We start from the raw sequence: 13,289 nt of genomic DNA on the forward strand, positions 1-13,289 counted from the left end.
TCGGCGGGCGGGCGCCCGGACGCAACTGGACGCAGCCCGGAGATCGGTAGGCCGGTCTCCGGGCATTTCGCGGCTCCCACCCGACCGCAGCATCCCCCGAAAAATCCTCATCCCGGAGATCTGCCGGGGGATGCTCCTGTGGATGTCCAGGGTGGTGGAGGACGTGGTAGATCTCGCGGGCGATGTAGCGTTTGAGGCAGCGGATGATTTCTTTTTTGGTGCGTCCTTCGGTGGTGCGTCGTTGCTGGTAGGCGTGGGTGCGGGGGTCCCAGCGCAGGCGGCAGAGGGCGACGCGGTAGAGCGCGGCGTTGGCTTGGCGGTCGCCGCCGCGGTTGAGGCGGTGTCGGTGGGTGCGTCCGGAGCTGGCGGGCAGGGGCGCGACGCCGCAGAGCGCGGCGAAGGCGGCTTCGGAGACGAGTCGGTCGGTGTTCTCGCCGGCGGTGACCAGGATCTGCCCGGCGACGTCGGGTCCGATGCCGGGCAGGGTGAGCAGGGCGGGGTTGATGGCGCGCACGAGCGGTTCGATCAGTGCGTCCAGCTCGGTGATCTCGGCTGAGAGCTGCTGGTGGCGTTCGGCCAGACGCGACCTCCTCGGTGGCCAGGTACCGGGTCAGGCCCGCCCCGTAGGTGCCGGTGCCCTCCACCCCGACCAGCACCAGCTGCCCCCACTCGCGCAGCCATCGCAGCAGCGCGGCATATCCGGGCTCGGTCGCGGGAAACTCCGCGCATCCCAGCAGCCTGCCCGCGCCATCGAGCGCGGCAGCGGTATGGGTGTCGCGATGGGTGTCCACACCACCGGTGACCTCGGTAACTTCCTGTGCGACAGTGGACATCGCCGTCCTTTCGGAGCAACCAGCACGGGCGGCACGCACCGGCCGGGCACGCGGACAAGACAGTGATGGGGCCTCTGGCCAGGCTCCTATGAGGTCACAACCGCCCAGACCGGTGAGTGCGGACCCCGCACCGGCACGACCGACAAATCCCGAGGAAGACACCACGGTCACTCTGGGGGTGGGTCAGGACGCACCGGTGCGGGGCCCAACCATCATCACTGTCTGGGGGCGGCGAGCGCCCCAGAAACCACCCACCCACCGCAAGCCGCAAGGCCAGGGTGACTTCCCCGAAGCCCCACGCGCCCCGCTCTGAAGGCACCCCGCCAGCCCAAGCCGCTTCCCCGAAACCCCACGCGCCCCCACCCCGAAAGCACCCCGCCAGGCCAAGCCGCCGGACACTGCCGTGCCCGTCCCTTTCGAGTCGCACGGAGGCGCCTCCGGTGTCAGCTTTGAGGCAGGGGAGGGTGGTGCCTGCCATGACGGAACTGCGCGGGTGATGACCGCGTCGCGCGATCGGCGGCGCCGGTCGGACCGGGACCTGCTGGCCCGGGCCGCGCAGGTCGCGCGCAGGCAGGCTTCGCAGGGGCAGGCCGAGAGCGCGGTCGGGCGGGCGCCGATCGTGCCCTATGCCCGTTACGCGTTCGTCGGGCTCCTGGACGAGCTGGCGCTCTCGGCGGGCAGGGGAGAGCTGCCCGAGGGCGTCCGGCGGCTGGCGGTGGAACTGGCCGAGAAGATCACCGAGGAGGAGTGATGCTCCCGTCGATCAACGTCCGCTGGTCAGGGCCATGAGGGTTCTGCACTCCGCGTTCGGCAAGTCCGCGCACGCGAGCGTGGGTCGCGTAGGGACCGCTGGTCCACTGTGGAGCAGCGGGTGTCGGTGACCCCGCGTACCAGTGCCGGGAACCGTCCCCGGGCCGCCGGATGCGTGGTTGCGGCTGCCTGACCAGGGGTAGCGCCGTTCACCGGAAGCGGGGAACCGCCCTGCGGTTCCCCGCACCCCGTTCAGGACAGCGTCGCGTCCAGCCCGGCGCGGATGCCCTGGCCGATGAGGTCGACCTGCTCCGTCGTGATCGTCAGCGGCGGGGAGACCGCCAGTGCGCTGCCCAGCGGGCGGGTGATGACACCGGCGGCGCGGATCGCCTGGTGCGCGCGCAGAACCAGCCCGGGTTCCTCGGCCAGCAGTGCGGCGTCGAGCTCCACCGCGCCCAGCAGGCCCACACCGCCGCGGGCCTCGCTGACGGCGGGGTGGTCGGTGAGCGACCGCAGCACGTCGAACAGCGGTTGCTCAAGCTCGCGGGAGCGGCCCAGCAGGTCCTCCCGTTCCAGGATGTCGAGGTTCGCCAGCGCCGCGGCGGCCACCGTCGGGTGCCCGGAGTAGGTGGGGCCGTGCCGGAACGGCCTGCCGCCGTCGGTCCAGAACGGCTCGGCGACCGAGCCCGCCGCGATGACCCCGCCGAGTGGGAGGTAGCCGCTGGTGACGCCCTTGGCGAAGGTGATCAGGTCCGGGCGCAGGTCGAAGCGCTGCGAGCCGAACCAGTGCCCGAGGCGGCCGAAACCGCAGATGACCTCGTCGGCCACGAACAGCACGTCGTACTCGCGGCAGATCTTGGCGACCGCCTCCAGGTATCCCGGCTTGGGCGGGATGAGCCCGCCCGCGCCGATCACCGGTTCGGCGAAGAAGGCGGCGACCCGGTCGGCGCCGAGCCGCTCGATCGCGTCCCGCAGGTCCTCGGGGTCCTCGTTGGAGACCCGCGTGGTGTCGGCGATCATCTCGCCGAAGCCGTCCCGGTTGGCCTGGATGCCCGCGATGCTCGTGCCCACGCCGTGGGTGCCGTGGTAGGCCTGCCCGCGGCTGAGCAGGTGGGTGCGCTGCGGCTGCCCGCGGTTGACCCAGTACAACCGGGCCAGCTTCGCGGCGGTCTCGATGGAGTCGGCGCCGCCGGAGGTGAAGAACACCCGCGCGTCGTCCATCGGCGCCAGCGCGGCCAGGCGGGCGGCCAGCTCCTCGGCGGGCCGGTTGGTGTAGTCGTTGAAGACGTTGAACGCGTCGAGCCTGCTCATCTGGGCGGCGACGGCGTCGGCGATCTCGCGCCTGCCGTGTCCGATGTTGACGTACCAGAGGCTCGCGGTGGCGTCCAGGTACTGCCGCCCGTCCTGGTCGTAGACCCACACCCCCTCGGCGCGGTCCACCAGGAAGGCCTGGTTCTTCACGTCCGCCATGTTCGCGAACGGGTGCCACAGCCGGGTGCTGGTCGTGTCCGGACTGGCCGATGCCGACATGCTTGACCTCCTGCTCTCTCACCGGCCAGCCTGCCCTCCGGACGTGACGCCCGCTACTGGACGAAGTGGTGCGCCGCTGCGCCGGCGGTCTACAAACCGTCCACCCCCGTCAGCGCCAGGCGAAGACCGGCTGTTCCAGGTCGGCCACCCTGGTGTGCCGTCCGCGCAGGACGACCTCGGTGAACTGGTGCACCACCGCCGCGGTCGGCGCGTGCACCAGCACGCCCAGCAGCGGCAGCTGGATGACCGGCCGGTCGGACTCGGGGATGCTGATGAAGCGCGGTGCCACGTCCAGCTCGGGCAGGCCGATCCGGTGCACCCTGGCCACCTCGGCCGGGTTCGGTTCCAGGCGGTCCACCGCGCCGATCCAGAGCACCACCGGGGTGATGACGTAGCCGGAGCGGGTCGCGTAGTCGTCGAGCCGCCCCAGCACCGCCTCCGGCCCCATCCGCACGCCGAGCTCCTCGTGCAGTTCCCGCAGCGCCGCCTGCTCGGCGTCCTCGCCGGGGTCGATCCGCCCGCCCGGCAGGGCGAACTGGCCGGCGTGGGTGCGCAGCGTCGCCGCCCGCTCGGTCAGCCAGATGCCCGGTCCGTCGCCGTGGTCGACCAGGGCGAGGGCGACCGCGGCGGCCCGCAGGCCCCGGGCGGGCAGGGGTTCGGCCGGGAACCGCCGCAGTCGGTCCGCGATCTCCTCCCGTGCGAGCACCCGCGCCGGCCCGGGCCGTGGTTCCTCTGCCATGGAGCGGTTCCTCCCGTCGCGGCCACCGCGAAGACGTCACAGGAGTCTAAGCCGGTGTCAACACCGGCGACCTGATGAGTCCACTTCGGACTGAACTCAGCCGGCGAGCGCGTCGAGGATCTGCTGTCCGTACTTGGCCAGCTTGCTCTCGCCGACCCCGCTGACGGTGCCGAGCTCGGCCAGCGTCGTGGGCGCGGTGGTCGCGATCTGGCGCAGTGTGGCGTCGTGGAAGATGACGTAGGCGGGAACGCCCTGCTCCTTGGCGGTGGCCGCCCGCCAGGCACGCAGCTGCTCGAACACCGGCGCCGCCTCGGCGGGCATCTCCACCGCGGCGCGCTTGGCCGGCTTGGCCGCCTTGGCCGGGCGTTCGGGCTCGCGGCGCAGCATGACCTCCCGCCGCCTGCCGAGCACGTCGCCGCTGGCCTCGGTCAGCACCAGCGTGCCGTAGTCGCCCTCCACCGCCAGCAGGCCCTGCGCCAGCAGCTGGCGCACCACGCCCCGCCACTCGCCGTCGGAGAGCTCGGTGCCGATGCCGAAGACGCTGAGCTGGTCGTGGCGGTGCTGGCGGATCTTCTCGGTCTCCTTGCCGAGCAGGATGTCGATGACCTGCCCCGCGCCGAACTTCTGCCGCCGCTCGTTGAGCAGCCGGTACACCGCCGACAGCAGCTTCTGCGCCGGGATGGTGCCGTCCCAGGACTGCGGCGGGGACAGGCAGGTGTCGCAGTTGCCGCAGGGCTCGCCGCTCTGCCCGAAGTAGGCCAGCAGCTGGACCCGGCGGCACTGCACGGTCTCGCAGAGCGCCAGCATCGCGTCGAGGTGGGTGGCCAGCCGCCGCTTGTGGGCGCTGTCGCCCTCGGAGGTGTCGATCATCTTGCGCTGCTGCACGACGTCCTGCAGCCCGTAGGCCAGCCAGGCCGTGGAGGGCAGCCCGTCCCGTCCGGCGCGGCCGGTCTCCTGGTAGTAGCCCTCCACCGACTTCGGCAGGTCGAGGTGGGCCACGAAGCGCACGTCGGGCTTGTCGATGCCCATGCCGAAGGCGATGGTGGCCACCACGACAAGCCCGTCCTCGCGCAGGAAGCGCGCCTGGTTGGCCGCGCGCGTCGCCGCGTCCAGCCCGGCGTGGTAGGGCAGCGCCTCGATGCCGTTGTCGACCAGGAACTGCGCGGTCTTCTCCACCGACGCCCGCGACAGGCAGTAGACGATGCCCGACTCGCCGGCGTGCTCGCCGCGCAGCAGCTCCAGCAGCTGCTTCCTGGGCTCGCGCTTGGCCACGATGCGGTACTGGATGTTGGGGCGGTCGAAGCTGGCCACGAAGTGGCGGGCCTGCTCCAGGTTCAGCCGGGTGGAGATCTCGGCGTGGGTGGCCTTGGTCGCGGTCGCGGTCAGCGCGATGCGCGGCACGTCCGGCCAGCGCTCGTGCAGTTCGGACAGGGCGAGGTAGTCGGGGCGGAAGTCGTGGCCCCACTGGGAGACGCAGTGCGCCTCGTCGATGGCGAACAGCGAGATGGCGGCCCGGTCGAGCAGCCGCGCCGTCGATTCCAGGCGCAGCCGTTCCGGGGCGAGGTAGAGCAGGTCCAGCTCGCCCGCGAGCAGGGCGGTCTCGACCTCGCGGCGCTGCTCGGGGTCCTGCGTGGAGTTGAGGAACCCGGCGCGCACGCCCAGGACCCGCAGCGCGTCGACCTGGTCCTGCATGAGCGCGATGAGCGGCGAGATGACCACGCCGGTGCCTTCCCGCACGAGCGCCGGGATCTGGTAGCACAGCGACTTGCCGCCGCCGGTGGGCATGAGCACCAGCGCGTCGCCGCCTTCGACGAGGTGGTCGATGATCCGCTGCTGCTCACCGCGGAACGACTCGTAGCCGAAGACGCGGTGCAGGACGCTCAGCGCGTCGCGTGTCCCGTGGGCGGTGTCCGGCGATGCCACGCGGCGATCGTACGGGTGGCGCACGACAGCCACGCGTGCCGGTGCGACCGGCGCGTGGGTCGGCGGGGGCGCACGCAGGCGGGAGCCGTGGCCGGCTTCGGTGCCCACAGGCAGCGGATGGCCAGCGCCCCCGCCACTCCGAGCACGATGCCGCCGAGCACGTCGCTTGGCCAGTGCACCCCGGTGTGCAGGCGCGAGTAGGCCACCGCTGCCGCCAGCGGCGCGACCGCGAGCCCCAGGCCGGTGCGTTCCATCGCCATCGCGGTGACCACCGCCGCGGCGGAGGCGGCGTGACCGGACGGGAACGAGGACGAGCGCGGCGTGGATGCGGACCTGCGGATGCCGCGCGCCAGGACCGACCTCGGGCGGCGCCGGTGGCGAACCGGCTTCACGCAGACGTGGATCGCCAGGCTCGTCGTCGCCACCGAGAGCATCGCCCGCACGGCCGCGCGCCGCCACGTGCCCGCGTGCGTGGCCATGGCGCACGACAGCGCCGTCCACAGCAGGCCGTCGTCGGCCGCGGCACCGAGTGCGTCCAGCGCCCGGTTCGCGCGCGGCGAGGCCGGAACCGCGACGCAGTAGCGCAGCAGCCGCCGGTCGACGTCGCCGAACGCGCGACGCGGCGAAGGGCGCCGCCTCATGACCGCCGCTCGTCCGCACCGGGGCGTCGCCGGTGCCGCCCCACGTCGGCGCGCTCGGAGCGGACCCGGATCGTCGGCGGTCGCCGCGGTGGGACGTCGGAAGGCCGCGCGCGTGCGAGCGAACCGAACAGCAGGCGCAGCCCGGCGCGTACGAGGTCCCCCGGCAGAGTCGTCACGTCGAGCTCGACGGTCGCGTGCACGTGCAGCGCGTCCGGTCCGCGTCCCGCCGTGACGACCACACGCGACCCGCGCCGCCGGTCCGGAGATCGGGATGTCGCCATGGCGTGCCTCCAACGGCCGGGTTCCGCCGCTGGAAGAACTGTAGTCCTGCGCGAGGTCGTCGGCACACCACTGCGTGGACGTGCGAACGGCCTACCAGGCCCGAGGCGATTTCCGTTCCGGGGAACGGTCCGCGGCGGATGGCAGCGGACCGTTCCCGCGGTTCTCGTCGAATCCGGGTCGGCGGGCGGAAGCGGAACGCCATTCGTCCGCAATTGTCCCCGGGGGCGTCCGCCGCGTCCGCAATGCGAAGGTCCGGCCTTTGGGAGAAACGGTCGCTGATATCAGTGCTCGACTATGCGTTCCGCGACCCCTTTCGCCGACCAGTGGCGCGCACCGGCGCTTTCGAACAGATGCGGAACGTTTCCGCTGTCGGTGCCGGACGCAGCCGATCAGGACGCGGCGAGCAGATCGGCTCGTTCGCGCCACCGGCGCGGCGGTTGGTTCAGCGGGGGCGTGACCGGCGTCGCGCCGCAGCGGGAGTCGCTGCTCGGGAGCACGATCCCCGCGTCGGGCGACGGGTGCGCCTCGGGGCCGCGCAGCAGGTAGCCGGGTGTCGGCTCCTCCACGTAAAGGTCGTGGAAGTTGACGTGCTTGACCCGGTAGAACTCACCTCCGACGCCCCGCAGCATCCAATCTCCGACGAAATTGTGCTGAACGCCGTTGACGTTGACGTAGCGCACGGCGCAGTGGCCCTGGACATAGGCCACTTCGCCCGAACACCACGCCGCGACATCGACCACGTTCCATGTCGAGATCCGGACGGCCTCCACCGTGAGAGGCCGTTTGCGGTAGTACCTGACCTGCACAGTTCTCCTAGACGAGTCTCCAACTCGAAGTGGGCACCAGGCGTGGCTGGAATTCACCCGATCGGGATGTCAAGAACTCAACTCCGCGAGGATGTGGCGTTGAGAAATGACTTCCCTCGGGTGCTATTTGTACGGCATCCCGGAAACGGGTTGACGCCCACCTGACCCGAACGCCCGCGGCGTGCGCTGTCGCCGCAATTACCCGCCATTCCGGCACCGGCCGGGCTCGTGCGGCGGCGCCTTGCGAGCGCGCGCCCGCGACGCCGTCCTCAGCGCCGGACCGCGGTGCCGCGGTCCATGATCCGCACGATGTTGGCCGGGTGCAGGAAGTCCTCGACGCGCGTGCTGCCCGCGATGACACCCGCCAGCTCGTCGGCGACGTCCTGGGTGGTCCCGATGGCGGGCACCAGCCGCGCCACGGCGCCTCCGAACGAGGCCGGGCACGCCTGTTCGCAGGTGAAGTCCAGCAGCGCCGCGCGGGCGGCGTTGCGGCGGTCCTCGTAGCGGGCCAGCGCCCGCTCCATCGGGGTCAGCCCGGTCAGCCCGGCGTGCACGGCCGCGGCCAGCGCCTGGGCGTCGGTGAACGCCTCGGAGATGCCCCACGCGGTGATCGGGTCCTTGTGGTGCGCCGCGTCCCCGGCCAGCGCCCATCCCGGCCCGTGCGAACGCCGGGTGAAGTTGCGCAGGCTCGCCGCGGTGTGGAACCGGCCTTCGCGGCTCCCGGTCCCGATGCGTTCGGCGACTTCGGGCACGCCGCGGAGCGCGCGCAGGTAGTAGCGCTCCGCTTCACCGCGGTGCGCCGCGAAATCCGGTCGGGGGAAGCTCAGCGACACGACCGTCCGCTCGTCGTGCGTGGGCCACAGCGACACCGCCGCGCGGTGGTGGAAGTGGGCTTGCACGCCTTGCACCGGCACGTCCGACCAGTAGTCGTAGGAGATCGCCGCCAGCGCGCCGCGGTCCTCGACGAGCGGGGCGCGCACGGCGCGGGCCACGGTGGAGTTGCGGCCGTCGGCGCCGATCACCAGGCGGGAACGCACCACGACGGCACGTCCGTCGCGGCTCTGGCCGACCACGCCGCGCACGCGGCCGTCCTCCCGCAGCACGTCGCGCACGGCGAAGCCTTCCCGCAGCTCGGCGCCCGCAGTACGTGCGGCGCGGGTGAGCAACGCGTCGAGGACCGTGCGGCGGGGCGCGAACGTGGTGGCGGTACCGCGCGGCGTGGTCGGCTCCCCGGAGAACGTGGTGGAGCCGAAGCACAGCGAGATCCGCCGGATCGGAGGGCAGCCCGTGGCCATCAGGTCGGGCAGCAGACCCCACTTCGACAGCAGTTCGATGCCGGGGCGCAGGATCCAGTGCGTCGACATGGTGTCGCTGGGGAAGCGGGCCCGGTCCAGCAGCAGTACCGAATGTCCCGCGCGGGCGAGCAGCATCGCCAGCGGTGCTCCGGCGCACCGCGCTCCGACCACGATCACGTCGTAGTGCTTCGATGCCGGCGAGGAATCGCCGTCCGCGTCGAGCTCGCCCATCCGGCCACGGTAAGCGCACGCGTGCGAAACCGCTGGCCGAGCGCTTTTCCGGCTCGGAAAAGGGCATCGGCGCTGTCCACTTGGGACACCCTGGTCGATCGTGGGTTCGAAAACGGGCGTCGCGCGTCGAAGCCGTCGTATCACGCCGAGCCCGACTCGATCTGTGTCCCAGGTCACCCTACCGGCCAGTAACATCTGGGCGGGGAACTGTGTAACGTGACCGCATGGAGATGTTCCGGGCCCCCGAGGCGGCCGCCGACGTGAACGCCGCCGCGCACAGCCGCGTCGCGACCGCGACCTCCGAGCGCGGCGAGGTGGTGCTGCTGCGCCGTGGCGACGACGGTGCGCTGGAGCTGCGGGTCAACGGCGTTTTCGTGATGGACACGGTGCACACGTCCAGCGAACGCCTGCTCGCGACCACGGCGCTGACCGCCAGCCTGGCCGGTCGCGCCCCCGGTGCACCGGTGCGGGTGCTGATCGGCGGACTGGGCCTCGGCTTCACCCTCCAGGAGGTCCTCGCCGACCGCCGCGTCACCGCGGCGCACGTCGTGGAGATCGAGCCCGCTGTCGTGCGGTGGCACCAGGAGGGACTGGTCCCCGACACCGCCGGCGCCTTCGGCGACAAGCGGGTCGAGGTGACGGTGGGGGACGTCCGCGAAGTCCTCGCGCGGCTGGACCCGACCTCGGTCGACGTGCTGCTGCTCGACGTCGACAACGGGCCGGGCTTCCTGGTCCACGACGACAACGCAGGGCTGTACCGCCGCGAGTTCCTGGAGCTGTGCCGGGAGAAACTGGTCGCCGACGGTTGTCTGGCGATCTGGTCGGCCGGCCCGTCGGCCGAGCTGGAGTCGATGCTGGGCGCGGTCTTCGCCGACAGCCAGCAGGTCGCCATCCCGGTCGTGTTCGGCGAGCGCGCCACGACCTACCACCTGTACATCGCCCGCAAGCACGTCTGAGTGCCACTCGCCTTGCGCGGCGGTTCCTGTTGCGAGGGTGGGCCGAGCGGCTGCGCCGCTTCGAAGATCGGAGACAGGCGCTGAGCGTGCTCCCACGGGGTGGGAATGCGCCCCGGACCGCAGGCTTCGGGCGCGGGTGCGGCGGGGCCGTGCCATGCTCGCCGCAGCGGTGATCTTCACAGGCGGGGAGTGGTGTGGTGCGTGCGGCTGGCTTCGGTACTGTGCTCCTGCTGGCGACGACGGCCGTGGCCGCCGGAGGTCCCGCGCACGCGGCGGGTCCTGCTCCCGCGGCCGCCACCCGCGCGAGCGGCCCCGCCGCCGAGGCGGACCTCGGCGTGCTGTTCGTCGGTGCGCACCCCGACGACGAGGCGTCGCTGCTGTCGACCTTCGGGCTCTGGGGGCACGAGCACGGCGTCCGCAGCGGCGTCGTGACCATCACGCGCGGCGAGGGCGGCGGCAACGCGGTCGGTCCGGAGGAAGGGCCCGCGCTGGGACTGCTGCGGGAGGCCGAGGAGCGGCGCGCGGTGGCCGGTGCGGGCGTCACCGACGTCTACAACCTCGACGAGCCCGACCTGTACTACACCGTGAGCGCGCCGCTGACCGCGCGGGCGTGGGGCCATGACGACGTGCTCGGCAAGCTGGTGCGGGTGGTGCGCCAGACCCGGCCGGGGGTCGTGGTCACGATGGATCCGGCGCCCGCACCCGGAAACCACGGCAACCACCAGTACGCGGCGCGGCTGGCGCTGGAGGCCTACCGGCTGGCCGCCGATCCGGCCGCCTTCCCCGAGCAGATCGACCGCGAGGGCCTGGGGCCGTGGTCGGTGCGCAGGGTCCTCTCAAACGCGGCCGGCGCGGACGAGGAGCTGCGCGGGCCCGACTGCGAGAGCCGGACCGCCCAGGCGGGCTCGCCGGGGCCGGAGTACTTCGTCTGGGGTGGCCGCCGCGCTCCCGGCGGCATCACCTGGGAGCAGCGGGAAAGGCTGTCCGAGCGCGAGTACGCGACCCAGGGGTGGGCGTCGCGCCCGAACGTGCCGGAGGACCCGGCCGAGATCGGCTGCGACCACCTCACCGAGCTCGCCAACCGCGCCCCGCACGTGCCCGGCGCGCGCGGGCCGGAGGCGCCGCTGGTAGGCGCGCTACTGCCCGCGCCGGGCGGGCTTCCGCTCGGCACGGCGGTTTCGGCCACGGCCGAGCGCCCGCACGTCATCGCCGGGGAGCGGTTCGGCGTCCGGGTCGGGCTCTCGGCAGGCGAGCGCGCTCTGCCCGGCGGCACCGTCACGCTGGAGCTTCCGCCGGGATGGCAGGTCGAAGGCGACGGGTCGTTCGCGGCGTTGCCGCCGGGTGCGAGCGCGGGTGTCGAGTTCACCGTCACCGTCCCGGTGGACCAGCGCGCCGGACGGGTGGCGCTTCCGGTGCGGGTGCTCTCCGGCGGCGAGCAGGGGACCGCTGAGCTGCGGCTCGACGTCGTCCCGCCCGTCGTCGCCGAGCAGTCGCCGCTGCCCGCCGTCGCCGACTTCCAGCGGTGGACCGTCGAACAGGGCCTGCCCGCCCTGCGCGACGCGCTGGCACCGGTCTGGACGATCCCCGCGGGTGGCGCGCGCGAGGTCCCCGTCGTGATCCGCAACCACGCCCGCTCCCCGCAGTCGGGCGTCGTGCGCGTCGAACCGCCGGAGGGATTCGCGGTCGGCGATCCCGAGCGGTGGTTCGACGCCCTCGCGCCCGGCGCCACCGAGAGCGTCGCCTTCGACGTGCGCAGCACCGACCCGCACGCGCCGACAGGCATGCGGGGCGGTGACCACCCGTACGCGCTGACCGCACAGCCCGACGGCGGGCCGGCCGCGCGGAGCGAGCCGGCGCTGGAAGTCGTCCCCGCCGCCGCGGTTCCCGCCACGACGGCGCCACCGGCGGTCGACGGCCGGGCCGGTGCCGAGGAGTACCCCGGCCCGGCGCTGGAGCTGTCCGCTCGCTGGGAGGGCGACGAGTGCGCCTCGCGCGATGACTGCTCGGCCACCGCGAAGCTCGCCCGGCACGGCGACGTGCTGCACGTGCTGGTCGACGTCGTGGACGACGTGCGCGGCCGCGCGCTCGCGGCGCGGGACTGCAAACGCCACTGGCGCACCGACGCGGTGGAGATCGCCATCGACCCGAAGGGCGGCTCGGAGAACACCTCCAGCACCTTCAAGCTCGCGGTGCTTCCCCGCACCGAAGCAGGCCCGCCCTGCCACTTCCGCGACGCCGACAACCACCAGGGACCGGGAGCGGAGACGGCGCCGGGCGTGCGCATCGCGTCGGTGGAGCGAGACGGCGGCTACACCGTCGAGGCGGCCATCCCGCTGTCGGCGCTGCCCGGTTCGGCCGACCCGGCGCGGATGGGCCTGGACCTGCTCGTCTACGACTCCGACACCGACGACCTGACCGGCCAGACCCGCATCGGCTGGTCGGCCTGGGGCGGGGTGCAGGGCGACCCGTACCGCTGGGGACGGGTGGTGCTGGAGGGCCTGCCGGGTGGCGAACCGGTGCCGGCACCGGAGCCCCGGCTGCCGCTCGACGCCCTGGCCTCGGTCGCCTCCCCGGGATCGCTCGCGCAGTCCGTCCGGCTGGGTACCGCGCCCGGCGGTGCTCGCCCGGCCGGCGACTTCGCGGCGCGGCTCGTGGACGCCCGGACGGCACACGGCGAGGTCCACGCGAAGCTGACGGTGAACACCCCCGGCACGGTCCACGTCTTCGTCCTGGACCCGGCCGGCGTGGTCGTGGCCGACCAGGTCGTACCGGTGGAACCAGGTGAGCGCCAGGTCGTGCTGGCGGTGCCGCACGGCTCGGGTTCCCGGGTGCTGGCCGGATTCACGACGCCCGACGGGGCCACCGCCGCATCCGCTGCCGACGTCCGCTGACCCCTGATGCAGATCGACGATCAGCGGCCTCCCCGCGGCCCGGGAGGTCAGCGGTGGCTGAGCACGTTGACCACCCGGCCGTTGGGGTCGCGCACGAAGAACCGCCGCACGCCCCACTCCTCGTCCTGCAGGGGGTGGACGATCTCCGCGCCGCTGTCCCGCACCGCCGCGTAGGCCGCGTCCACGTCGTCGACCTCGACGCTCATGTCGGGGTTGACCGGCGCGGTCTTGTCGCTGGTCATGAAGCTGACCTGGGCAGCGGGCGTGGACGGGGAGGCCATGGTCACGATCCAGCCGTGGTTCATGACCTCCTCGAAGCCCAGCAGGCCGTAGAACTCGCGGCTTTCCTCCGCGGCCTCTGACGAGATGACGGGCATGACGCGGCGAACGGCCATCGCGGACTCCAGGTGAA

General features: G+C 72.8%; 11 protein-coding genes and 1 pseudogene. 3 read left to right on the forward strand and 9 right to left on the reverse strand.

Annotated features, from left to right (window positions below):
* Positions 1–157 precede the first annotated feature (157 nt).
* Positions 158–833 (reverse strand): annotated as a pseudogene (locus SACE_RS36505) (transposase); the annotation flags it as partial.
* 496 nt (positions 834–1,329) lie between these two features.
* Here SACE_RS36505 and SACE_RS16135 point away from each other — a divergent pair.
* Positions 1,330–1,584, forward strand: coding sequence for a hypothetical protein (locus SACE_RS16135; RefSeq protein ID WP_009946248.1), 255 nt, complete (start codon positions 1,330–1,332; stop codon positions 1,582–1,584).
* 251 nt (positions 1,585–1,835) lie between these two features.
* On the opposite strand, the gene SACE_RS16140 is transcribed toward SACE_RS16135, so the two are convergent.
* The 7 genes from SACE_RS16140 to SACE_RS16170 all read right to left on the reverse strand — a co-directional run bounded on the left by SACE_RS16140 (position 1,836) and on the right by SACE_RS16170 (position 9,030).
* A complete protein-coding gene (locus SACE_RS16140; RefSeq protein ID WP_009946247.1) occupies positions 1,836–3,113 on the reverse strand; it encodes an aminotransferase family protein in 1,278 nt (425 codons plus the stop codon).
* Between the two features lie 109 nt (positions 3,114–3,222).
* Positions 3,223–3,852: an NUDIX hydrolase gene (locus tag SACE_RS16145; protein ID WP_011873999.1), complete on the reverse strand. Its 630-nt coding sequence runs from the start codon at positions 3,850–3,852 to the stop codon at positions 3,223–3,225.
* 96 nt (positions 3,853–3,948) lie between these two features.
* Positions 3,949–5,775: a DNA helicase RecQ gene (gene recQ / locus SACE_RS16150; protein ID WP_009946244.1), complete on the reverse strand. Its 1,827-nt coding sequence runs from the start codon at positions 5,773–5,775 to the stop codon at positions 3,949–3,951.
* A complete protein-coding gene (locus tag SACE_RS16155) occupies positions 5,733–6,416 on the reverse strand; it encodes a phosphatase PAP2 family protein (protein WP_009946243.1) in 684 nt (227 codons plus the stop codon). The genes recQ and SACE_RS16155 overlap by 43 nt, the downstream gene beginning before the upstream one ends.
* A complete protein-coding gene (locus SACE_RS16160; RefSeq protein WP_011874000.1) occupies positions 6,413–6,697 on the reverse strand; it encodes a hypothetical protein in 285 nt (94 codons plus the stop codon). The genes SACE_RS16155 and SACE_RS16160 overlap by 4 nt, the downstream gene beginning before the upstream one ends.
* A gap of 390 nt (positions 6,698–7,087) precedes the next feature.
* A complete protein-coding gene (locus SACE_RS16165; protein ID WP_009946241.1) occupies positions 7,088–7,504 on the reverse strand; it encodes a hypothetical protein in 417 nt (138 codons plus the stop codon).
* Positions 7,505–7,773: 269 nt separating this feature from the next.
* Entirely contained in the window at positions 7,774–9,030 is a 1,257-nt protein-coding gene (locus SACE_RS16170) for an NAD(P)/FAD-dependent oxidoreductase (protein ID WP_009946240.1), read from the reverse strand.
* Positions 9,031–9,254: 224 nt separating this feature from the next.
* On the opposite strand from SACE_RS16170, the gene SACE_RS16175 reads away from it, so the two are divergent.
* The gene (locus tag SACE_RS16175) at positions 9,255–9,986 is read left to right on the forward strand and encodes a spermidine synthase (RefSeq protein ID WP_009946239.1); all 732 of its coding nucleotides are present in this window, start codon (positions 9,255–9,257) and stop codon (positions 9,984–9,986) included.
* A 197-nt stretch (positions 9,987–10,183) separates the two neighbouring features.
* A complete protein-coding gene (locus SACE_RS16180) occupies positions 10,184–12,877 on the forward strand; it encodes a sugar-binding protein (RefSeq protein WP_011874002.1) in 2,694 nt (897 codons plus the stop codon).
* Between the two features lie 47 nt (positions 12,878–12,924).
* Here the strand turns inward: SACE_RS16180 and SACE_RS16185 are convergent, their stop codons facing one another.
* A complete protein-coding gene (locus SACE_RS16185) occupies positions 12,925–13,272 on the reverse strand; it encodes a VOC family protein (protein WP_009946237.1) in 348 nt (115 codons plus the stop codon).
* Between the last annotated feature and the right edge of the window lie 17 nt (positions 13,273–13,289).

The organism is Saccharopolyspora erythraea NRRL 2338 (genome assembly GCF_000062885.1).
Classification (GTDB): Bacteria; Actinomycetota; Actinomycetes; order Mycobacteriales; family Pseudonocardiaceae; genus Saccharopolyspora_D; species Saccharopolyspora_D erythraea.

Excerpts from the sequence above, each read along its gene's own strand:
- SACE_RS16170 (WP_009946240.1), bottom strand. The coding sequence starts at position 9,030 with ATGGGCGAGCTCGACGCGGACGGCGATTCCTCGCCGGCATCGAAGCAC.
- SACE_RS16185 (WP_009946237.1), bottom strand. The coding sequence starts at position 13,272 with ATGGCCGTTCGCCGCGTCATGCCCGTCATCTCGTCAGAGGCCGCGGAG.
- SACE_RS16155 (WP_009946243.1), bottom strand. The coding sequence starts at position 6,416 with ATGAGGCGGCGCCCTTCGCCGCGTCGCGCGTTCGGCGACGTCGACCGG.
- SACE_RS16145 (WP_011873999.1), bottom strand. The coding sequence starts at position 3,852 with ATGGCAGAGGAACCACGGCCCGGGCCGGCGCGGGTGCTCGCACGGGAG.
- SACE_RS16175 (WP_009946239.1), top strand. The coding sequence starts at position 9,255 with ATGGAGATGTTCCGGGCCCCCGAGGCGGCCGCCGACGTGAACGCCGCC.
- SACE_RS16160 (WP_011874000.1), bottom strand. The coding sequence starts at position 6,697 with ATGGCGACATCCCGATCTCCGGACCGGCGGCGCGGGTCGCGTGTGGTC.
- SACE_RS16140 (WP_009946247.1), bottom strand. The coding sequence starts at position 3,113 with ATGTCGGCATCGGCCAGTCCGGACACGACCAGCACCCGGCTGTGGCAC.
- SACE_RS16135 (WP_009946248.1), top strand. The coding sequence starts at position 1,330 with ATGACCGCGTCGCGCGATCGGCGGCGCCGGTCGGACCGGGACCTGCTG.